The 21,375-nt window shown below is 56.8% G+C and carries 16 protein-coding genes; 12 read left to right on the forward strand and 4 right to left on the reverse strand.

Annotated elements, in window-relative coordinates; translation table 11 throughout:
- The first annotated feature begins 413 nt into the window (after positions 1–413).
- A complete protein-coding gene (locus BLR66_RS10680) occupies positions 414–1,388 on the forward strand; it encodes an aldo/keto reductase (RefSeq protein WP_093287775.1) in 975 nt (324 codons plus the stop codon).
- Between the two features lie 1,663 nt (positions 1,389–3,051).
- On the opposite strand, the gene BLR66_RS10690 is transcribed toward BLR66_RS10680, so the two are convergent.
- Positions 3,052–3,900: a DUF2306 domain-containing protein gene (locus tag BLR66_RS10690; RefSeq protein ID WP_093285696.1), complete on the reverse strand. Its 849-nt coding sequence runs from the start codon at positions 3,898–3,900 to the stop codon at positions 3,052–3,054.
- Positions 3,901–4,125: 225 nt separating this feature from the next.
- Between BLR66_RS10690 and BLR66_RS10700 the strand changes: the two genes are divergently transcribed.
- Entirely contained in the window at positions 4,126–5,211 is a 1,086-nt protein-coding gene (locus BLR66_RS10700; RefSeq protein WP_093285704.1) for a sensor histidine kinase, read from the forward strand.
- Entirely contained in the window at positions 5,208–5,990 is a 783-nt protein-coding gene (locus BLR66_RS10705; RefSeq protein WP_093285708.1) for a LytR/AlgR family response regulator transcription factor, read from the forward strand. The genes BLR66_RS10700 and BLR66_RS10705 overlap by 4 nt, the downstream gene beginning before the upstream one ends.
- A 5-nt stretch (positions 5,991–5,995) precedes the next feature.
- Here BLR66_RS10705 and BLR66_RS10710 read toward each other — a convergent pair whose 3' ends face one another.
- Positions 5,996–6,706 carry a DUF4386 domain-containing protein gene (locus BLR66_RS10710; protein WP_093285712.1) on the reverse strand — a complete coding sequence of 237 codons (711 nt, stop codon included), beginning with the start codon at positions 6,704–6,706 and terminating at the stop codon, positions 5,996–5,998.
- 508 nt (positions 6,707–7,214) lie between these two features.
- Here BLR66_RS10710 and BLR66_RS10715 point away from each other — a divergent pair.
- From BLR66_RS10715 to BLR66_RS10740, 7 genes are all read left to right on the forward strand, one after another.
- Positions 7,215–7,583 carry a hypothetical protein gene (locus BLR66_RS10715; protein ID WP_093285715.1) on the forward strand — a complete coding sequence of 123 codons (369 nt, stop codon included), beginning with the start codon at positions 7,215–7,217 and terminating at the stop codon, positions 7,581–7,583.
- Between the two features lie 174 nt (positions 7,584–7,757).
- The gene (locus BLR66_RS18910; protein ID WP_176943840.1) at positions 7,758–8,030 is read left to right on the forward strand and encodes a hypothetical protein; all 273 of its coding nucleotides are present in this window, start codon (positions 7,758–7,760) and stop codon (positions 8,028–8,030) included.
- A gap of 464 nt (positions 8,031–8,494) precedes the next feature.
- Positions 8,495–8,905 carry a hypothetical protein gene (locus tag BLR66_RS18915; RefSeq protein ID WP_143014617.1) on the forward strand — a complete coding sequence of 137 codons (411 nt, stop codon included), beginning with the start codon at positions 8,495–8,497 and terminating at the stop codon, positions 8,903–8,905.
- A 566-nt stretch (positions 8,906–9,471) separates the two neighbouring features.
- Entirely contained in the window at positions 9,472–10,842 is a 1,371-nt protein-coding gene (locus tag BLR66_RS10725; RefSeq protein WP_093285721.1) for a metallopeptidase domain-containing protein, read from the forward strand.
- 714 nt (positions 10,843–11,556) lie between these two features.
- A complete protein-coding gene (locus BLR66_RS18920; protein WP_143014618.1) occupies positions 11,557–13,644 on the forward strand; it encodes a hypothetical protein in 2,088 nt (695 codons plus the stop codon).
- Positions 13,645–13,647: 3 nt separating this feature from the next.
- Complete coding sequence (locus BLR66_RS10735) at positions 13,648–16,419, forward strand: RHS repeat domain-containing protein (RefSeq protein ID WP_093285727.1); 2,772 nt, start codon at positions 13,648–13,650, stop codon at positions 16,417–16,419.
- A 79-nt stretch (positions 16,420–16,498) separates the two neighbouring features.
- Positions 16,499–16,639, forward strand: coding sequence for a hypothetical protein (locus tag BLR66_RS10740; RefSeq protein WP_218119626.1), 141 nt, complete (start codon positions 16,499–16,501; stop codon positions 16,637–16,639).
- A 570-nt stretch (positions 16,640–17,209) separates the two neighbouring features.
- Here BLR66_RS10740 and BLR66_RS10745 read toward each other — a convergent pair.
- Both BLR66_RS10745 and BLR66_RS10750 read right to left on the reverse strand, forming a co-directional pair.
- A complete protein-coding gene (locus BLR66_RS10745) occupies positions 17,210–18,499 on the reverse strand; it encodes a type II toxin-antitoxin system HipA family toxin (protein ID WP_093285732.1) in 1,290 nt (429 codons plus the stop codon).
- Positions 18,496–18,825 (reverse strand): helix-turn-helix domain-containing protein, encoded by a 330-nt coding sequence (locus BLR66_RS10750; RefSeq protein ID WP_093285736.1) that lies wholly within the window; start codon positions 18,823–18,825, stop codon positions 18,496–18,498. Before BLR66_RS10750 ends, BLR66_RS10745 begins: the two co-directional genes overlap by 4 nt.
- A gap of 481 nt (positions 18,826–19,306) precedes the next feature.
- Here BLR66_RS10750 and radC point away from each other — a divergent pair, with 481 nt between their 5' ends.
- Positions 19,307–19,813: a RadC family protein gene (gene radC, locus BLR66_RS10755; RefSeq protein ID WP_093285739.1), complete on the forward strand. Its 507-nt coding sequence runs from the start codon at positions 19,307–19,309 to the stop codon at positions 19,811–19,813.
- A 592-nt stretch (positions 19,814–20,405) separates the two neighbouring features.
- Positions 20,406–20,714: a DUF736 domain-containing protein gene (locus tag BLR66_RS10760; RefSeq protein ID WP_093285742.1), complete on the forward strand. Its 309-nt coding sequence runs from the start codon at positions 20,406–20,408 to the stop codon at positions 20,712–20,714.
- Positions 20,715–21,375: the final 661 nt, after the last annotated feature.

Consider the following 21,375-nt stretch of genomic DNA (forward strand, 5'->3'; position numbering starts at 1 on the left):
AACAGTGAGATAGTCATCATCGGTATGGACAACCCCGGCAACCGCATCCGCGAGAATGTCAGCTCGTGAGAGGGCCAGTTATGGAAGTGGGGCGGCAGATGATTAGCCATGGCTCAATTCCAAGCGTTGTGGCTTACAGCACCAAGAAACCCTGAAACAGACTTCTCTGGAGCGTCATTTTAGGCAAGAAATATGGTGGTTCCGGCAAGCGGTCCTCGAGCGCTAAGGGGAGACTGTAACGTCCCGACTCCCAGATCTAGGACCGCGACATGGACAACCCCGACCAGGTTGAAAGCGTTGGCCTGAATTCTCGCCGCCAGCTACTCAAGGCTGGCGCTCTAATGGCTGCCTCGCTGCTGTTGCCCAATACGCTTTCTGCCCAGGCCGTCGTAGGCAATGCGCCGAAGCGAACGATGGGCATTCGAAAGCTCGGAGGTCTTAGCGTCTCGGAAATCGGCGTGGGTGCCATGAGTATCAGTGCCAATTACGGCCCTCCCGCTGACCGCAGCCAGGGTATCGCCGTCCTGCGTCTCGCCTATGAAACGGGCGTTACCTTCTTCGATACGGCCGAGATTTATGGCCCACTTACCAATGAAGACCTTGTGGGCGAGGCGCTCGAGCCGATCCGCAATCAAGTCTCTATTGCTACCAAGTTTGGCTACACGAACGACGGTACCTTCCAGCTGAATAGCCGTCCGGAGCATATAAGAAAGGTGGTCGAGGGCTCGCTTAAGCGGCTGCGAACCGACCGTATCGACCTTTACTACCAGCACCGCGTCGACCCCAATGTGCCGATCGAAGATGTGGCCGGCGCCGTGAAGGATCTGATCGCCGAAGGTAAGGTGCTTAACTTTGGTCTGTCCGAGGCTAGCGCGCGAACGATCCGCCGCGCCCACGCTGTGCAGACCGTCGCTGCGCTACAGAGCGAATATTCGTTCTGGACGCGTGACGTCGAACATAACGGTGTGCTTGCCACGTGCGAGGAACTTGGGATTGGCTTCGTCCCGTGGTCACCCCTTGGACAGGGCTATTTGACCGGAACAATTGACGCCAGCATGACCTTCGACCCGAAGACGGACATTCGATCAGGCTTCGCCCGCTTCTCACCAGCAAACCTGGCGGCTAACAAGCCCGTTATTGACCTGCTTCGCAATGTCGGTAATGAGAAGAAAGCAACGCCAGGCCAAGTCGCGCTGGCGTGGCTCATGGCCCAAAAGTCATGGATCGTCCCGATCCCAGGCACACGCAACGCCAAACACATGGCGGAGAATCTGGGAGCGGTCGGTGTGGAACTGACTCCCGCAGACCTTCGCAGCATGGAAGCAGCGTTCTCGAAGCTCACTGTGCAGGGTGCACGTTTGCCCGAAAGGTTCATGTCCAAAGGGTGATTGGTCCACCTGACCGGAACGCAAATCTGCCGGTTGTTCCTAAGCCCACTGTGTCAGAAGGGTGCACCTTCCCCGGCGACGGCCAACTTATGGCTCCTCCCACAATAGTGTGTAGCCTAGCTGTAGCCTAGGGATCCGACCAAAGGTTCATGTTGTTGATTTGTCGTTGGAATTTGTTGGTTGACAAATAACTCATATGCCAACGCCGAGCGAAGCTCCTGCGAGGGAGAACGTGTAGAGACTCGACGGGAAGGCCGAAAGACAAGACAGAGTCCAGACCACGAACCGGAAACGGGCGGCGAAAGTCGAAGTGGCAAGCATAATCCTTCGGTCGTTGGTTCAAGTCCAACACGGCCCACCACCCACAACCCCTGCATGTGCCCCGTCCATGTGACGGGGCACATGCGTGCTGGGAGCAAGCATAAGTTGGCCGGTTTTCGACCAGCTTTTACTGCGCTACTGAGCTAAATACGCCTTTGTTCTTGATCTCGGTGAGCACCTATGGCCAAAACTTGACTCCTGCAGTGGCCATGCTGGATGCCTTGGAAGCCGCAACGTCCGATGTGGTGCGTATGGCAAGCCGTATCATTCGAATTCGATGACTCGCATGCGGCCATTGAGGTGCGCCGAGGCCAGGTCTGCAGTGAACAATTCATAGCCGCTCGCCAGCACAAGCACCACGCCGGTCGCGTTGGCCAGAAATTTAAGCGAATCGAGGACTTCGACTGCTAGATGAGTATGCGGGGTATGCAATGGCTACATAAGTCGAGTTGCTTGCATCGATGTGTGTATGGCTGTGGCGATCTGGCCTTTCCGGTCGGGGTAGCGCGCGCTATGCCTACACACAATTCATTCCAATTAAACCATGGACTTTATCTCGAAAGCTGCGTCCAGACTGAAAGGTGTAGCCGCCGTGCAACCGAACGCGGAATCGACCGGATCCAATCGGTTTTACCTCATGAATCGCCTCTATACGCACAAGTACCGATCGATGGAGGCGCACGAACGATTCTGTTTCGAGTCTTGCATGAAAATCAGCAAGAGTGCTCCTGATCACGTACTTTGCACCCGCGGCATTAATCTCCAGATAGTTGCCCTGGGCTAGAACCACGTCTATCTGACACGCTGGTACCAAGCGTGTTCTCTGTCCGATGGGAAGTGCCAAACGCCTGAACGGTGTGAGAGGGACTGCACCTATAGATTGTTCGAGGTTTTCGCGCAGTTGCTGTGCAGGGATAGGTTGCAGCGTATAGACGGTCGCGTGGGGACCTAACGTTCTGAAGCCACTCCGTGCGCTTAAACCCACTAGAACAATCTTCAGTCGTGAACTATGCCACCTTTCGAGTGCTTCATACCCGGCACTGCTCCGTTGTTCAATATCCACGAATAGCACATCTAGTCCACACTGGGTATCAGAACTGGTAAGTTCGTCGAGCTTGGCGTATTCAGAAACGACGTCGAAGGCTCCTCCGTCCAGCCTCTCTACGAACCTGCGCAGCCTGGCCCGAGCTTGAAGATCACTCTCAACAATTGCTGCTCGCATTCCATTCCCCTGATCTCTTGCTAAATAACGGACGCAGTTCTGGATCACTGTCAACAAAGCAAAAAAGCTCATCGGTAACGCGAGGCCTCGTGCGGCCGATCTAGTGCGCGGGCTCGATCGCTACTTCAAATGCGGCAACCACAACATCACAGTTGCGCCAGCTATGCCGACTCCTGTACCCAGGCAGAGAACTGCCAATGTCCCGGAGGTGATCCATTTCGCTGTGGAGCCAGATTTCTCAGCTGCAAAGTAGATCTCCAGGAACAGAAGCGGAAGCAAGAATTTGGCGTAGCTAAGAAAAGTAAGGAACGGACCCGTGAATGTCTTTGGATCGAACCCTACCGGTGCCTGGAAAATCACCAGCCAGAGCATCAGGCCGATTCGGAAGAACCAGACACCGGCGACTGCCATGAACAATCTCAGCGCCCATTTTCGATGTACCGCAAAGCGCCTGACCATTGCCATGCGCCATGCCATCGCGGCGAAAATAACGATCATTAAGGTATTGAGCACGCCTGCGGCCTGTCGGATGCCGTCATTGGATCCCCCGCGGAACAGAGACATGATCAACCCGCCGAGTCCCAGTACCAGCGCCGACACCAGGAATGCGCGCCCACTCATCCGGTGAATCCTTGGCCAATGTCTTCGCACGATTGGAAGCATCTGTATGGTTGCTGCCAGAACCACCAGCACCGTGAAGGCGAGATGCGACAGAACCACCAGGTTCCCAGCGGTATCGCCAGCAACGTAACCGCGAGGCAGAACTTGGTTCCATCGCGACCAGTCATCGGCCAGCACGGCAGAGCCGTAGAAGATTAGGACATAGGTCGCGAAGATCCACTGACCGCATAAAGCCAAAATCATCCAAGCGCTTGCCGACCTGCCAAGCCATACCCCTGCGTCTGGCCCAAGGGCTCGCTTGAACCTGCTTGCCTCACCCTGCGTAACGATCGGGGCCATATCAGACATTTGAGATTCCTCATTCCACTTCCCCGCATGTTTCACTTGATTACGTCGTTGGACTATAGGTATGCGACGAACGAAACCCAGATTGGGTTCAATGACGGTATGCGCAGACAGGTGACGCCCCGCGCTCGGGATGATGACGCGCGCCGATCCTTGCAGACCCTCGGATGGATCTGCACCTACCAAGCGACGGATGCACTTGCCCTCTTCTTGAAGTAATGTCTTGGCATGAGCGACCAATTTTTGCTAAGCACATCCCTACGCGGACTGGCCCTGCTGTTTGCTTGGCGGCGCTTGGTATTCGCAATACTGGTCGCTCTGAGCCTATCTCTTCTCTTGCTTTTTGTATGGCGGGCGGATGCACCGACTCTCTTCGTACGAGTTATGGGTTCGGCCCTGGCCGCTGTAATGATTTTTGGGCTGTTCGAGCAGTGGCCACGACGGCTACCGGCATGGCTCGCCCGCTGGGCGCTGCAGGTATTAGGCGTAGCGCTTGTCGTTCCCACCACTCTTTTCTTGTTTTACTTCTTGAGCACCGAAACCGGACAACCTGCGTTCTGGATGGAACGCGAGCGTTTGGGCGGCTTCGCAGTGCTAGCATTGACTGGGTTACTCGTTGCACCCTGGGTCGCGCTCGCCGCCCTGGTGCGCCAGAAGGACGCTATCGCCCGTCACCAGGCCCTTGCTTTTGAACTTGAGCGTAGCGAGCTATCGCGCCGGGCGCTTGATGCCCGATTACGCTTGCTGCAGGCACAGGTGGAGCCACACTTTCTTTTCAACACCTTGGCCAATGTCAGGGCGCTGGTAGTCGCTGGATCTCCAATGGCGTCGCAGGTTCTGGAAAGCTTGATTGCCTACCTGCGCGCTGCCGTCCCGCGTCTGCAGAACTCCGCGACCACTATTCTGGACGAGGTGGCCTTGGTGCAGGCGTATTTGGAGCTGATGCATATCCGTATGCCGGACCGATTGCAGTATGGGATCGTTGCCGACCCGGAGTCGCTTGGTCTGACATGTCCGCCGACGACGATTCTTACGCTGGTTGAGAATGCAGTACGTCACGGGATTGACCCGAGCGAAGAGGGAGGACGGATCGACGTGTCTATAACCACTTTCGATGAGCGTTGCGTGGTAGAAGTACGTGATACTGGCGTCGGATTCCACGAAAGCTATGACGGCTGTGGCACCGGATTGGCTTCGCTGCGGGAGCGTTTGCACCTTGTGTTCGCGGGAGAAGCCTCCCTGCATATATCGGCCGACCCCCTGCAAGGAGTGCTTGCCCGAATTGAGATTCCTATACGCAAGGACCTGCCATGAACGGAAGCCCCAGTGCGCTTATTGCCGACGATGAGCCGCTGCTGCGCCAGGAGCTTGAGAAGCTTCTGGCCAAAGCCTGGCCGGAGCTGAACATTGTTGCGACTGTACGCAATGGTCGGGAAGCGGTAGAACAATTCGAGAAGCTGTCTCCCGACATCTGTTTCCTGGACGTACGCATGCCGGGGCTATCGGGCGTCGAAGCAGCTCGCCGCATTGGAGCCCGAGCCCATATCGTATTCGTCACTGCATACGACAGCTATGCAGTCGAAGCGTTTGCGCAAGGCGTAGTCGACTACCTGGTCAAGCCGATCGCGCGAGAGCGACTGGCCGAAACGGTAATGCGCCTGCAAAGTCGCCTTGCATCTTCCAGGCCTTCACCGCCGTCCGAATCGTTGCTGCAGCAGCTCGCGGCGTATCTTCACGAACGGCAGGCGCCGGGGCCACTGCGTTGGCTCAGAGCGTCGACGGGCACCACGCTACGCATGATCGCCGTGGAATCGGTCGACTTCCTCAGGTCCGACGAGAAGTACACATGCGTGGGCTGGCGCGATGAAAGTGGTGCGCCGGCCGAGGCGATGATCCGAACGGCACTCAAAGATTTGCTGGAACAGCTTGACCCCCATCAGTTCGTGCAATCGCACCGGTCGGTTGTGGTTGCTCTCCGTGCCATTCGCCACGTCACTCGAGGGGAGAACGAGACAGCTACCATCCATCTTATCGGCCGACCTGAAGTACTTCCGGTCAGCCGTAAGCACTTCCATCACTTTCGCCAGATGTGATGAATTTAATCGACCTGGACCGGTGCTTGCCTGACGGGTGGATGACTTCCGTCAATGCCTTCTTCCGCGAAGCCCTTGATCAGCAGCCAGATCATGGTTACCAAGAATGCTAAAGAGATAGGCGCAAGCATCAGGTAGATTACGTCGTGGCCAAAAAGGGCGCGTCCGACTGTAAACATCTGCGATAACACAGCTAGGATGCCGAAAGCGGCGAGGGCGCGAGGAATCAGCCGCAGCCGATAGAATATCGCGAACAGTATCAAGACGCCCGTGCCGCCCAACAGTTTGTCCAGATAATGGATGCCGTCCCGCAGCCCGACGAGCAGGACCTTGGCTGCATGGAAAGAATCGGCCTTGTCTGCGCTTGCCGAAACATACGCTTCACTGAGGCTCCTGAAAGCGATCAGGCTGGAGTATTCGAGCATCGAAATTGCCAGACCTGCGATCACAATCGCAAAGTAGCCCGTAACAAGCACCGGCGCCCGCTGCCTCAACGATGTAGACACCAGTGCAGCCGCGAACGTCGAGACCAGGCCGGTCAGCAACCCGAGGAGCGCGATCATTCCGATTTTGTCTGAATGGGCGGCTGCATTGACTATCAAGCCTCCTTCGACAAACAGATCGGACTGCAGCTTGAAGTTGGACACCATACCGACCACGAAACTAACCATCATGGCCAGGCCGATGAATCTGCCGGTGTTCTTGTAGTCGCTCATATCTGGAGACTCCTCATCATGTACTCCGCAAGCAGGCCGCCCGCACTTGGTCGATGATGCAAGAATGGCTTTCTTGCCCGGGTCGGGCAATTCGTTTGCGACATACCGCCGTCTTGGCGGTACTGCTGACGAAATATGCCGATGGGCGAAGATTCCGAGACGGCCAGATCCCGACTCCAATCACCTGACCGCTTGCCTATGCCCTATCTGGTCCCGCAGGTCCCCAAGACACTTTGCTTCCGATGCCAGCGTCTGGTCCGATCAGTACCGCCTGCAGGAGCAGGGCGGCTATGAGTCAAATGCAGTCATTGACTGCAGGGAGCAAGGAGACCTCACTCCGCTATGCGTATTCTCGTCGAACTCAGCGGCGCAGCCACGATATCCCATCGGCATTGCGTTTGTGCAGGTCAACTACCAGAGCGTGCCGCTCATCCCAAACCACTGTTATTGGTACTCGCTTTCCGGTCTCAATTGGCACCTTGATTCACCACCCTTCCGGAACCGATACATGACCAAGAACACGAACCGCCTACTCCACTTCTTCAGCTGCACTTTCGCCGTAGCGCTGGTTTCTGGCTGCGCTTCCTTTGCCGTCAGCGACGACATCCTTGTCCAGCGGACCGGCTTCGCGCTCGGTCTGGAGCCTAGTCAGTTCACCATCTCCAATCGAATGGATGAGGGAACCACGACGCGCTACCAGGTCAAAACCACCTCCGGCCAACAGTACAATTGCTTCGTCGGCGGATCGGTCAATGTCCTGGGCAAGTCCGTTAGTGATGCGATCTGCACCGAAACTGGCAAAGGGGCCGCGAGCGGCTCTGCCACCAAGCCGACAGGGAACTGCAATGCGCTGCTCAAGGCTGCCGGGAAGTGCTGATTTAGTTCAGCGACCAGTCCGGTGTCATTGTCGAGCAACACATTATGCAGCCGTGTAGCCGTCACCTTGTGTCTTCTGGTGCCGGCCGTGGTAGTGCCGGTGCTAGAGGCCAACGCGACGCATCTCTTCAACGCGTTGTGGCCTCCCCACGCAAGGCTCCACGAAGCGTGGCAATTGCTGACCAACAGCGCGCTTTCGATCACCGCGATTGCGTGGACCTGGACCAATCGGCGGGGGCACGCGTGTCTAGTCGGTATGCTGCTGACCGGTGGTTTCGTGGCCGCGTGGCTGGGCAGGCGTATCTACGGCGGCGGGATGGACGGGACGACCACCGCGGCGGCAACGATCCTGGGAATGGATGTGGCCGCAGTGGTGATGGTGGCCTGTTTCCTGGTTTTCTCAGTGGACTGGCTCAAGTTGCGCTTTCCGCCTGCCGCGCAACCTTAATCCTCAGTATCGAACCGAATGGTGTTCAAGATGAAGCATGAGCGGCTGCGTATTTTTCTCTCACGACATATGTAGTTGGCATTCCTATTTTCGGTTACGGCCATCGACCGCACCCGACTATTTTCCAATACCGCAGTCCTTCGCCGCAGCATTCTGCATCATCAAAAGTGGCGGTAAAAGTATTGCAAAAATCCAGACAAACCGATAAGGCATTGATGCAAGTGCAGGTTGCGAGTGTACCGTCCAGTGCGCCAATTCGCATGGCACTGCGGCTACGCGCAGCCAATGTCTCTACTACCCGACATCTATGCAACTTCCAGCCAGGACCGAGAGACGGATCATCAGAACGTCGGCATCCCTTACTTCACAAAATCATTCCGTCCAGCGGTGGTGCCGGTACGGGCCACAGACTCTCACAGGTAGCATCGGTAACACCCCAGCCACGTTGACAAGAGAAGCGAAAAATGACCAAGAATATGATACTCGTAATGGGCGCTTTAGTTGCGATGACGCTATCTCGTCCTGTCAATGCTCAAGAAACGCATCTGTATACGCCGGAAGAGCAAGCTGGAATGACGCACGACGGCGCGATCGCCACGATGACAACTCCGTCTGAGTTGCGAGAGTACTTCGAGAACGCGAGTAAACCGAAGCCGACTGGACACGTCACCTATTGCAATGCCGGAATCATGGGAATCGGTGCTAGGGGTAAAGCCCTCGGAAAAATAAACGCTATTTGCGGTGGCCCGGAGAAAACAACGATCTTGCGAGCTGGCCCGATGATCGATGCAGTAAGTACCTTTGTGGGCACAAGCTGCAAGCGGTCTGAAATGATCGTATTCAGGTGCGATAGCCGCCCGGCCAAGAATAAATAGCTGTAGGAGAAGCGCTCGTAGGACAGCGTCGCTAACAGGCAGCGAAGGGGCCTGTAGACTTCGCCTCGGATAAAAACAGCGCTCGGCTTCGGGCACTTCTTGGGGAAGAAGCATATGAATTTTCTGCGTTCCGCCGTCTCGGGCGGTGGCCGCCATTTAGTGCTCGTACTGGTGCTTGCGGTTTTCTGGATCGCTACTCCGGCAGCGGCGCAAACTTCGTCGATCTGCCAGACGCCACTAAACGCAACGGTTGCGAACGGCGCGACTGTATGATCGGAAATGGGGAAGATCGAGACCACGGCTTTATGATCAACGTAGATCGTCGATTCTAGACGGGGCTAAAGGGACGAGATGATCAAACTAGCGAGCGTCAACGGGCGCCGAGCCGCTGTTGTTGTTTTGGCAGGGATCGTATTATCAGGACTTCCGGTGAGCGTGTTTGCAGAAGGCCGTTGTCCGCCCGGCACGTTCGAAACCGGATCGTGCGACTTCATTATATGAATAAATATCGAGCGGCACTAATCTATGCCTTCGGACTGCTTGCCTCGGGCACCTCTGGATCAACCATGGCGGAGGTGGTGGTGGGCCGGCTGGAAGTGCAGTGGGGCGACGTAGCAAACGGGATAGAGGCAGAGCCAGCCAAGTTGCGAGTTGCATTGGTGACCGGGCGCGGTGTGCGGTATGCGCTGGATTCTGCCTCGGCCACTCGTGCAGCCGGGGATCTGCATGGGCTCACCAATCGCTGGGTGGCCGTGGAACTCTCCCGGCAAGCAGTATCCGTGGAGCTTCGTCATGCTTCCGTAATCGTCCCGATTGATCGGCCTTGGCTGTCGCCATTGTCGAAGTCGCTTCTTACCCCTAGTCCAGTGCTCGGCAATACCCGATGGATCACGCTGGCGTGCAAGTTCAAGGATGTGGCAGACGAGCCGAGGCCCACAAGTTTTTTCCAAGAGCAGTATGGAACAAGCGTCGGGCAGCTTGGACACTATTGGAGCGAGGTTTCTCAGGGCAAGATCAATCTGCAAGGAAGCCAAGCCTATGGTTGGTTCACGCTTCCCAAAACACGCTCACAGTACATGAACGTCAACGGCAGCGGTCAAGAGCAAGCGAACTTGGGCCTGTTGTTCGACGATTGCGCTGCCCTAGCGGACCCGTCGGTCGATTTCGCGGGCGTGCGTGGAATCAACATGATGTTCAACGCGATCCTGGATGGCTCTGCCTGGGGTGGAACTTCGTGCGGCACGCTGGACGGGCGATCGGTGTGCTTGGGCACAACCTGGAATCCGCCTTGGAGCTTTAACAACCTGGCACTCTTCGCCCATGAGATGGGGCATGGCTACGGACTGCCGCATTCCGACAATTCTGATGGGGATGCGGACACCTATGACAATCCCTGGGACTTAATGAGCGACTACTGGAGCAACGCGCTCGACCATTCGCGCTATGGCCGGCTCCCAAAGCACCTGAGCGTGCCGCAACAGGATCGATTGGGGTGGTTTGATGCGCCTCGCAAATTGACCGTTGTTCCCAGTTACGCTCCCGTCGACGTCACCCTGGATCGGTCAAGCCTTGTGGGCTCAAGCAATATTCAAATGCTCGTCTTGCCTGAGCCACTGTCGCAGGATGGCTACTCAATAGAAGTTCGAAAACGGACCGGACCTGGCAGCTATGAGAGCCAGCTAGCGGGCGATGCCGTGATCATTCACAAAATTGGCCCCAGCAACCTAGCCTACAGCGTGGACGCTGATCAGCCACCTGCCACTATATCCAACAATGAGGGCTCCATGTTCAAGGTGGGGGAGCAGTGGAGATCGCCAGGCAACAGTGTCGTGCGCATCAAGGCCGCTACCTCCGAGGGTTTCATTGTCGAAGTAAATCGGGCACGGGTCACGGGCGGCAACCTTCCCCCGCGCAGTTGGCCTGCGACCCCTCAGTGATGGAAGGCGAACCCTGTCGCAAGTGGTGGATGTTTACAGACGCGAGCGCGAAATACTAAGGGCGCAAGTACCACGATCGAAGGACCTGAATGACAAAGAATGGTGCGGCGGTCGATATCGTCGTGTTATAGCGTCCATCGACATTCGACGTCGGAACATTTGTGTGGGACCGCCTCTGGGCGTCAAATGTGCCAATCTCCGCTAGGTTTTTCTGCGAGAGAGAGAAACGCGACCCCAGCCAATCGGACCGCTGCCCGCAGCGACGACGAGCCCGTGCTGTTGGTGTCTAAGCAGGACCAAAGTAGGTGCACTTTAACTGCTACTCCATTGAGTACGTCATCTGCTAAGAAGCTAGCAACGCCGCTATGAAAACGGCCTTTCACGGGAACATTCGCCTCCGGTTGGCTGATTGAATCCGCCGCCGAGAGCGGTCGTCCAAGGTTCCAATATTGGGTGCGGGCGTAGTGCGTTCGGTTCCGTGCATCTAACAATGCCGACCGGCGTGCTCTGGCTTGAGCTGTCCAAACTGGACCGGCACCGGGGAATCCATGCCACTCATCGGCTACGCAGGCGATAAGAATAAAAATTGTGCAGTTCAATTCCGTATTGCTGCTGATTATCCCAAACGCATTGATTAGAACGTTTCAGTCGGATTATTACTGCCGTATGGCGAAGCCTCGCACAGGCAAGGATCGCTACATGCGAGGCTAAACGATGCGAACCAGAATTATCTTAGCAGCTGCATCTATGCTCTTACTCCTGCCAGTGTTGGCTTGGGGTCAGGTTCAATGGGGGCAGGAATACGATCGGCAGTTGAAGACACGTCAGACAGTTTCTTCTTTCGGTCCCGGGCTGTTTGGCGAGTCCGTGAATCTATTTGACGGTACCGTCTCGTTCAGTGAAACGGATATCAATGTGCCAGGTAATGCCGGTCTTCCAATGACCGTATCGCGTAACTTCTCGATAGGCAATCCCAAGAACGCTGCGTTAGACGGATTGTTCGGAAACTGGGACATGGCTTTGCCGTACGTGGGTGTAGTGTCAGACGGAGGTGCGCCTCCAGGTCAAACCCCAAATCCAAATTTCCTGTGGCCAGCAGGAGCTGGCTCGCAGGCCAGGTGTACGACGCAGAGTGCACTTGGGCCGGATTTAGGTGGTGTTGCTGGTGGCGGTAGTTTGTTCGCTCTTAATGAACGAACATCGCCAAAGTTACAGAGACCTGCCATGGTGGGTATGCGGTGGGTAACAAAAGGCTTCTGGTATTTTAGCTGCACCGCGTCGTTAGCTAGTGGACACCCTGGCGAAGGGTTCATCGGTATCGACCCTTCTGGCAATAGATACACGTTCAACTGGATGGTAAGTCATTTCTACCCAGGGTCTTCGCTGCCGGGCATGGGCGAGAATCAGATCCAAGTTCACCGCGCAGATGTGCGCATCTATCCAACTCGCGTAGAAGATCGGTTCGGGAATTGGGTGAGCTATCAATGGCAGGGTCGGCGACTCTCTTCGATGAGGGCGAGTGATGGGCGCGAGATAAACTTCACCTACGGATCAGATGATCAAATTACAAAAGTAACCTCTCAGGGTAGGAGCTGGATCTACACCTACATTGACCATCCTCAAGCAAGCGTGGGTGGCCGGTTGATTTCTGTAACCAATCCAGACGGAACAAGTTGGAAGTTTGGCCAAGATCCAGGAAACTACGTTGATTTTGAGCCGAAGTACGAAATGCGTCCCGGTCCCGGCCCTGGTGGTGGCGACGAAGGCCTCGCATGGCATCAGTATGAGGTTCTAGAGCGAGTCGCGCGTTGTTCGTACGATCACTATCAGTCAACATTGACCCGGCCATTTGAGGTCACGCATCCGACTGGTGCGAGAGCACTGTATACATTCAAGTCTCTGCGACATGGCCGGACTGGTGTACCGGCTCAATGCCAGCGGGGTTGGGACAGTGGTGGAGATGCTGGTGCAAGGGATGCGCAGAACAGCCAAAATATGTACCCAGCGTTCAAGGTTGTGATGTCCTTACAGAGTAAGCAGGTAGAGGGCCCCGGGTTAGCAGCGCTGACTTGGCACTATGGGTACACGAACCTGCAGGCATGTGTTGCGGAAGAGTGTCTGAACCAAAGCACGCCTACCCATAAGAAGGTGACAGTCTCGTCGCCAGATGGTGACCAGACGGTAAGCACATTCGGCAAGCAATTCGGTGTGAATGAAGGGCAGTTGCTTAGCGTTGAGACAATACGTGATGGCGTGACTGCGTCTCGCACAAACTACGACTATGTGAGTAATCAGCAAGCGGCGCAGATGCCATTTCCTGACTATGTGGGAGAATCGTTCGCAGAATTCCCCGATCTGTGGAACGAAGCGGCAATTCGACCAATGAGCGCAGCGATTACTATCCAGGACGGGGTAACTTTTTGGAAAGCTACCAATACTTTCGACATGTTCGCGCGACCAGTTTCCGTCACGCGTGAAAATACCAAGAACTACAAGAGAACAGACATAAGTGAATATAAAGACCACTTTGGTTACTGGGTGATTGGTCAGGCGGCTCGTGAATACAACGCCGAAACGGCCATGGTCTCCAGTCAGGTCGATTTCAACGATAAGGCCTTGCCCTGGAGAATCTACCGATTCGGAAAACTGCAGTCGACGACGCTTTACAATGACGACGGTACGATTGCTTCAGTGGTCGATGGCCGAAACAATAAGACGGTCCTATCTGAATGGAAGCGCGGCATACCGCAATCAATCCGTTATCCGGCAACGCCGGAGTCGCCTCTGGGTGCAATTGAATAAGCAGTGATAGATGACAATGGGTGGCTGGTCAGTCATACGGAAGAGAATGGCTACACCACGTCCTATGACTACGACGCGATGGGACGCGTGGTCAGGATTAGGTATCCAGTCGGCGATGCAAGCACTTACCATGACACGACATTCTCCCTGACACAGCTAGCACCAGGCGATTGGCTTCCGCCCGGCGTGGTTGTCGGCCAGTGGTACCAGGCGGAGGTAAGAGGATCGGCAAGGAAGTTCACCTATCTGGACACCATGTGGCGTCCGGTGCTGGAGCACACTTACGACGCAGACAACCTGGCAGCAACCCTCAGCGCAACGCGCACGCAGTACGATAGCAATGGCCGAGTAGTTTTCAAGTCTTATCCTTCATCGCAGGCGGGCGCGGGTGCTTTGGGTGTTAGGAGTTACTACGACGTGCTGGGTCGATCAATACGCAAGGAACAGGATAGTGAACACAAGGTATTGGTAACAAAGACCGAGTATCTTGCTGATCTACAAGTTCGCGTTACGAACCCCCGCGGTTACCAGACAATTACCCGATACATGGCTTGGGACCAACCAGGCTACGAGCTCGCGGTATCGAGTAGCCAACCGGAGGACAAGGTGATTGAGGTGGCGCGCCATCCTCAGTTTGGGTGGCCATTGCAGTTCACCCAGCGCAGCGCCGATGGCAGCCTGCAGCAGGACCGGAAGTACGTCTACGATGGCGCGGCGCAGCTGTGCAAGGCAATCGAGCCCGAAACCGGCACGACCGTAATGGGATATGACGACGCGGGCAATTTGGTCTGGTCGGCCACTGGTCATCATGACTTGACCAGCACGAGTATGTGTAACCATTCTGAAGCCTACAGCGGGGGGCGACGGGTAGATCGCCGCTACGACGCCAGAGATCGCTTGACGGCCCTTTCCTTCCCCGATGGCCGCGGCAATCAGACCTGGCGCTACACCCCCGATGGGTTGCCGGCCAGCATCACCACTTACAACGACCTCTCCTATGGTGCGTCGGTAGTAAATGCCTACAGCTACAACAGGCGCCGCATGCTAGCAGGCGAGTCCATCACCCAGCCGGGTGAGTACAGCTGGGGGATCGGCTACAGCTACGACGCCTACGGAAACCTCTCCACGCAAACCTATCCCACCGGTCTGATCGTGAACTATGCGCCCAACGCACTAGGCCAGCCCACCCGTGCCGGCAGCTATGCGACTGGCGTGCAGTACTATCCTAATGGGGCGATCAAGCAGTTCACCTATGGCAATGGCATTGTGCATTCAATGACCCAGAACGCCCGTCAGTTGCCGGCGCGGGTAGTCGATAGCGGAAACGCGCTTGACCATGCGTACGGATTCGACGTCAACGGCAACGTAGAATTTATCCAGGACAACGTCGTCGGCACGCCTACGCTCCAGCATCGCTACATGCAGTACGACGGCCTGGATCGTTTGAAGGCGGCGGGTTCGCAGATTTTTGGTGGGGACCATTGGCACCGCTTCAGCTACGACTCGCTGGACAATCTAAAGTCGTGGAAGCTGGCCGGGGTCAAGGATTACGCGAACTACACCTATGATGCCCACAACCGGTTGACCAACATCAAAAACATCGCCGGTGCCTCCGTGGTGGGCCTTGACTACGACATGCAAGGCAATCTGGCCAACAAGAACGGACAGCTCTACACGTTCGATTTTGGCAACCGCTTGCGGTCAGTGCCCAGTAGGGAGTCCTATCGGTATGATGGGGAAGGGCGCCGGGTGCAAACCACGCGTGCGGACGGCACCTACACACTGTGGCAGTACAGCGAGGCGGGCCAGATGCTGTTCTCGCTGAACGGCCCAAGCGCACAGAAAACGCATGAGAACGTCTATCTTGGTGGCAGTCTGGTGGCGACCATCGACCACGATTGGCCTAGCAATGCTGTTACGGCCATCAAATACCAGCATACCGACGCGCTGGGCAGTCCTGTGGCGGTGACCAACCCTGCTGGGTTGGTGGTTGAACGCACCAACTTCGAGCCGTATGGCTCAGCAATAAACAAGACGGTCGTTGGCATCGGGTACACGGGCCACGTGATGGATGGCGCAACAGGGTTGACATACATGCAACAGCGGTACTACGACCAGGCGCTGGGCAGGTTCTTGTCTGTCGATCCGGTTAGTGCCGATAGCAAAACCGGTGCGAATTTTAATCGCTACAGATATGCAGACAATAGCCCATACGGCTTTACGGATCCTGACGGAAGACAGTCAAAGTCTACGTATGTTATTCATGGTGAAGGAACGGATGGTTATTACGATGGCCTTGCCCCTGCATCTCAAGTGGATATAACTCCAAATACTAGCTGGGGCACATCGACAAGGTCTGCCGTTTACCCTGCTAGATCCACTGACGATCCAGACATATTAGGTCACGTTCGCGTTGTAGAGCGGTCTGATAGACGACGAGGTAATGTCAGAAACCCGCCACAAGGACAGTATTCAAATAAGCAAGCGGACTATCGAGCAAAAATACTAAACAGTAGAAAACTTGGGATGGCAGCGGCTGGCCCTGTTGCCGCAGGAAAGTGCGTGTCCGGCGGGTGCTCGACACCAGCTGGAGCGGTAAAGGTAGTAGTCGAGTTCTTCCTTAGTAGCGTCGATGGCGTAAACACTAAGGTTGAAATTCCGACAGATTCTGAGCTCGATAAGATGAGTAACGGGTCGAGCGCAGAACAAGCTTATACCGCAGGGCAAAAGGCCGTGGAAGTGCTGGATACGGTGACAGACAAAATTGAAAAGTAACGATACGACAAAAGTTGCAGTAAGGATGAGTCGTTCGGCTCCCTAACCGGGTGCAACAATCGGCCAAAAAGGGGAGCCCATGCCATCCAAAGCCAGCCTGACCTTCGATCATGCAATCCAGGACGCGGTCGACCTGGTCAACCACTTCGATTGCCTAAACACCCAGCCACCGCCACCGGAGAATGAGGTCCTGAAACGGGCCAGTCTGGTCATGCCCTAGCCGCGCTGGAAACCTACTTCGAGGACCGCTTGGTCGAGGCGGTCGATGCCTTAGGCGGGGCAGGGGAGTAGATTCATGCGAAACATACTGGCCAACGACCTCAAGACTTCCATACGCCCAGTGAAGCGTCCTCGGTAATTCGATCCAGTTGGAAGTAGAGTTCGAGTCTGCCCGTGTAGGGGCTGCGTTGCGAATTACAACTTACGCAAATGTGTCGATTGATCTAGTTCCGGAAGTAAGGCTGACGGATGCCAGCGGAGAAGTGGGATCGTTCTTTCTGAAAGCGTTTGCGGTGAGCGAGTTAGATGGCATGGGAAAGAGCCGAATTCGCAAAGATCATATGATTTTCTTTTCACGCGCGCTGCCAGGACAAATGAATCCATTCACCAGATTTGCATCCAGACAGGAGCTTCTTTTCTGTCTGTCGGGGTGGTCTGAGCTCGTTGATACCTTGGCTTCAGAATCTGCTACAGCTGTTTAGGCAGATCCGAATCTTGAGTTTGCCGTTGGGGTGGACAAGCGCGCACGAATCCCACAACGTTGTCCAACGTCATATGCCATGTTCGGCACTCATCCGTTAATTAGTGCGGAGGCGATTTGACGTTCTCGATGTTCGAAGGCATCGAAAAACTGATCAAGTTCGCGGTTGCTCATGCCGAAGGAGTGACCGACTTGGCGCCATCGGTTGGTCGCTCGCTCTACTTCGGTCAGGATCCGAATGGCAGCGTCGCGATCGATCCGGAAGTACGGTGCGACCGACATCAAGGCTTCGATCGATGCCTCAGGGCCGGTGTCTTCCGATATCCAGGTTTTCAATTCGCGAACGCGCTCGGGGAAAGGATTGACGTCGAATGCCGGGGCGAGCGTCCATTGCCCCAGTTGGGTATGCAGGAATCCGTGGTTGTGCAGGTGATCATCAACATTGGTGATGAGGATGGAGAAGGCGATGCGTCGCCATAGCTCTTCTATGTCGGTCTGGGGCTGGCTGCCGTGCTGTCGCAGGGCGTCGACGATTTCGGTATAGCTGTGCTCGGTGCCGTCGCTCGTATCCACCCCGAGCATGGTCGCTGCCGAGATGTACATCAGCCGGCCGCCGTCGTCCGGCCGATCGAATCGTCGGATCAGGGCGACCGGACTGCCATCGCTGTCGACCAGTCTGGCTTCTGCGGCATTGATGCCGCTTTCCTTGGCAAGCAGGAGTGCCAGGACCTCGCCCTTGGTCACGGGCCGGTCGTCCTGCACGCTCGGGAATTTGCCGATGGATAGTCGGCCGTCTTTGTCGATCACCGTGCATTTGGGGCGCAGGCCGCCCAAGGGGGTGCCACGGCCACGCAGATAGGCCAGGTCCGCGGCTGTTTCGGTGTGCAGCTCCACCGCCCGCGATGCATTGAGCAGCAGGCTCAACTCGATCAGTGGCGGTGCGGTGCGCCGGTCGGGCTCCGGTGTCCGCTGGAAGATTCCGTTCTCATCCCGAAAGCGCAGCGCTCCGACGCGGCTGGTGTCGTCGACCGCCAACAGGAAGTCCAGGTGGTTCAGTGCGTGTGGTTCGATTGCCGCGCCTTCTTCGCGCGCGCGCTGACGTTGCTTGGCGTAGTCGCGCAGGATGACCTTGCGGCCCCAGCCATCGGGTTCGGTGTCGGCGATGGCGCCGTGGAATAGCGAGCCGTCGCGTGCCTGCTGGTGGAACTGCATGCCCGAAACCAGGGGCAGCCCGGGTTCCAGCGCGAAACGGTCCGCGGCGGCCAGCCAGTCCGGGTGATATTCAAAGCCCGCGCTTTGGCGCGCACCCTGGGCCTCGAATCGGAGGGTACCGACCTGGCGCGCGGTTTCGCCCAGAAAAACGTCGAGGACCCTTCTCATAGCGATTTGGCTTTCTTGGGCCGTACCCGTTGCGGCAGGCGACTGCTGTCCATCAGCATCCCGGTATCGTCGCTGCGGCTGTCGGCGATCTCGGCCAGGCCGGCGGAGAACCCGAGGGTGAACAAGGTCATCGCGTACACGCCCATGGACACGCTGGGATCTCCTTTCTCGACCTTCAGGTAGGTCGCTTTGGAAACACCGACCCGCTCGACCATCATTTCCACGGTCAGGCTGCGCTTGCGGCGGGCATCCTTGAGGTCTTTGCCGAGCTTGGCAAGGGAGCGGCGGACCCGGGGGGGTAGGGTGTCTGTGACGGGGGATCGCATGGATAAGGTCTCATAGAATGACCCTTAAGTGCTTTAAGGGCTATATTATTAGTCCTTATCCGCCTCCTTGGGAGGTAAGTCAAGGCTCTGGGTGGGGCTGGGGCGTAGCTATTCCTGCTGAGAGCCGTGGTTGCGGGCCTGATTGGGTCTGGCCGGCATCTGGAGGTCCCTTGCTCGTTTGGAGGTCGCCTGCGGGCTCGCGGGCTTTGGCCCCATGCCCCGCTGGGTCATGGCCATCCGGCTTGATCCCGGGCGTCTTCGGCAGTTGGGCTGCCTGCGCGCTCCGCTTGCGGGGAGTCCTTCGTTTGAGGGTATGGAGGCGGTCTTGCTGTTTCCTTTCACCGTATCACGGCGTTCTCGCCGTCAAGGGCTGCGCGCTTTTGGCGCTGGCGTCCTGATGGCCGTCTGTGACCCCTGACTGCTTCGCTGCGCCGTGCTGGTGCCGTTCCGGGCAATTTCGCCCTGAGACCAGAGCACGGACATGACGCAGTTTTCTTCCTTCATCGATTCTTCGCTGTTCCTGCGGGACGAGCAGGGGCAATACCTGCCGGCGACATCGGAGCAGATTCTTGAGATCGCACGGCGGGTGGTCGACCTGCAGGTGCGGGACGGGATGTTGTTTTCTTCGCCGGCGGTGGTGAAGTCGTTCCTGGCGACCAAGCTGGCAGGCTACGAACGCGAGGTGTTCGTGATGTTGAGTCTGGATACGCGGCATCGGTTCCTGGATTTCGTCGAACTGTTCCATGGCACGATCGATGGGGCCGAGGTGCATCCGCGCGAAGTGGTGAAGCGAGCCCTGAAATTCAATGCGGCGGCGATAATAATTGCTCACAACCATCCATCGGGCGACGCCGAGCCATCCGCGGCGGATCGAGCGGTGACAGCACGGCTGAAGCAGGCCCTGGCACTGGTCGATGTGCGGTTGCTGGATCACTTCGTCGTGGGTGGGTCGAACATCGTGTCCCTGGCCGAGAGAGGGTGGGTCTGAACTTTCGGGGAGCTTCGGCTCCCCTTTTTTGCTGCGTCCTTTGCCGGGTGCGGGGCCAACGGTGCTGAGCGTGTTTGCTTCGGGCTTCGGCCTTGTGCATCCCGTGGTGCCGGGCTTGCCTGGCTTCTGCAGTCGCTTCTTCGGTCCATGGTCGAACCAGACGCCGAGATGCAGTGTGGCCTTGTTATGGCGACTCCACGCCGTGCTTTAGGCGGTCCGCCGTCTGGATGCAGGAGCATTCCCCGCCAGTCGTAATGGAACAGACCTTGCAGGCGTCATGGTGCATGCGGAGAAGCCGATTCGCGTAAGTGCCGAGTCAGCCACGTCTCCTTCTGGGCCAGTTCGACCACTGCGTCCTTGGCTTGTCGTGAATCCTGGCCAGGGCACGGCTGCGCCTCGGACGTCATGGCCGCAACCCTGCGGCACAAACAATTTCCCTGGCGTGCGCCTTCCTCGCGAAACAAATTCTTTATGCCTTCGGGTCCTCCACTGCGTTGCGGCCGCGATGCGGTGCGGCCCGCCCGTCCCCGGCCGACTGGATCACCGACAAGGCCGCATTGGGCGACCTTGCAACCCCGAAAGGAGAAACACCATGGCAAACATCGGCACCTTCACCGCACAGAACAATGGCTTCGCCGGCACGCTTCGCACGCTGACGCTCAACGTCAAGGTCAAGTTCGTCCCCAACGACAAGGGCAGCGAAAATGCTCCTGACTTCCGCATCCAGTCGGCGAGCAATTACGACATCGGTGCGGCGTGGAAGAAGGTCAGCCAGGGGGACCGCGAGTATCTGTCGGTGACTCTGGACGATCCTGCGTTTCCGGCGACGATTTACGCTCGGCTGGTCGAAGCCGACAACGGCACGCATAGCCTGATCTGGACGCGTAGCAAGAGCGACTGACTCGCCTTCGGCGCCTTGCCCACAGTGGCAGGGCGTCTTTTCACTGGCTAGATAGCCCGCAATCCAGCTTAATTCCTGGGGCAGCAGGAGAGGGCTTTCCGACTCGGTGTGGAACAGAAGTACAGAATTGCCTTTGAAATCCACCCGCCGGGCAGCGTGCCAAAGCGTCGCCGTATCTAGCGGGTATGTGCTTCGGTCAAAGCTATTGTGTTAAGTGGCCGCAGAACTAGCGACGGACCACATAGCTGGTGCGCTCATGCATCCGCTCGAATCTATTCCCGAACGGTTCGTGATAGATGTAGAACGGTGCGGCGCCGATTGCTTGGCGCCGCACCTTTGGCTCTAGGACTTTTTTCCGCGAGCCTGGGCAAGAGCACTCGCGGCGGCAGTTTTGGAAGCTGCCGATGTACGACCATCTCGCATGACCTGAGAAGCCGCTGTGGCTGCGCGCGCGGACGTCGATTCCTTCGAGGTACGGCTTTGAGTTAACGTGCTTGCCGCCGCGATCTTGGAATTGACACCGGTGCTCGGAGAACGGAGAACCGTTGAGGCTGCTTTGGCGGCCTTGCCGCCGGTAGTTTTGTTGGTCATGATTAATCACCATTTGGTTGAGTGGAAGAGCGGGGGGCGAGCAAACCCACGCTCTATTTTCTTGCACTAG

Origin of the sequence: Pseudoxanthomonas sp. CF125, from assembly GCF_900104085.1 — a bacterium.
In the GTDB taxonomy this organism is placed as follows: Bacteria; Pseudomonadota; Gammaproteobacteria; order Xanthomonadales; family Xanthomonadaceae; genus Pseudoxanthomonas_A.

What these genes read in the sequence shown, in the direction of transcription:
- BLR66_RS10680 (WP_093287775.1), top strand. Translation starts at nt 414, where the DNA reads ATGGGCATTCGAAAGCTCGGAGGTCTTAGCGTCTCGGAAATCGGCGTG.
- BLR66_RS10690 (WP_093285696.1), bottom strand. Translation starts at nt 3,900, where the DNA reads ATGTCTGATATGGCCCCGATCGTTACGCAGGGTGAGGCAAGCAGGTTC.
- BLR66_RS10700 (WP_093285704.1), top strand. Translation starts at nt 4,126, where the DNA reads ATGAGCGACCAATTTTTGCTAAGCACATCCCTACGCGGACTGGCCCTG.
- BLR66_RS10705 (WP_093285708.1), top strand. Translation starts at nt 5,208, where the DNA reads ATGAACGGAAGCCCCAGTGCGCTTATTGCCGACGATGAGCCGCTGCTG.
- BLR66_RS10710 (WP_093285712.1), bottom strand. Translation starts at nt 6,706, where the DNA reads ATGAGCGACTACAAGAACACCGGCAGATTCATCGGCCTGGCCATGATG.
- BLR66_RS10715 (WP_093285715.1), top strand. Translation starts at nt 7,215, where the DNA reads ATGACCAAGAACACGAACCGCCTACTCCACTTCTTCAGCTGCACTTTC.
- BLR66_RS18915 (WP_143014617.1), top strand. Translation starts at nt 8,495, where the DNA reads ATGACCAAGAATATGATACTCGTAATGGGCGCTTTAGTTGCGATGACG.
- BLR66_RS10725 (WP_093285721.1), top strand. Translation starts at nt 9,472, where the DNA reads ATGGCGGAGGTGGTGGTGGGCCGGCTGGAAGTGCAGTGGGGCGACGTA.
- BLR66_RS18920 (WP_143014618.1), top strand. Translation starts at nt 11,557, where the DNA reads ATGCGAACCAGAATTATCTTAGCAGCTGCATCTATGCTCTTACTCCTG.
- BLR66_RS10740 (WP_218119626.1), top strand. Translation starts at nt 16,499, where the DNA reads ATGCCATCCAAAGCCAGCCTGACCTTCGATCATGCAATCCAGGACGCG.
- BLR66_RS10745 (WP_093285732.1), bottom strand. Translation starts at nt 18,499, where the DNA reads ATGAGAAGGGTCCTCGACGTTTTTCTGGGCGAAACCGCGCGCCAGGTC.
- BLR66_RS10750 (WP_093285736.1), bottom strand. Translation starts at nt 18,825, where the DNA reads ATGCGATCCCCCGTCACAGACACCCTACCCCCCCGGGTCCGCCGCTCC.
- radC (WP_093285739.1), top strand. Translation starts at nt 19,307, where the DNA reads ATGACGCAGTTTTCTTCCTTCATCGATTCTTCGCTGTTCCTGCGGGAC.
- BLR66_RS10760 (WP_093285742.1), top strand. Translation starts at nt 20,406, where the DNA reads ATGGCAAACATCGGCACCTTCACCGCACAGAACAATGGCTTCGCCGGC.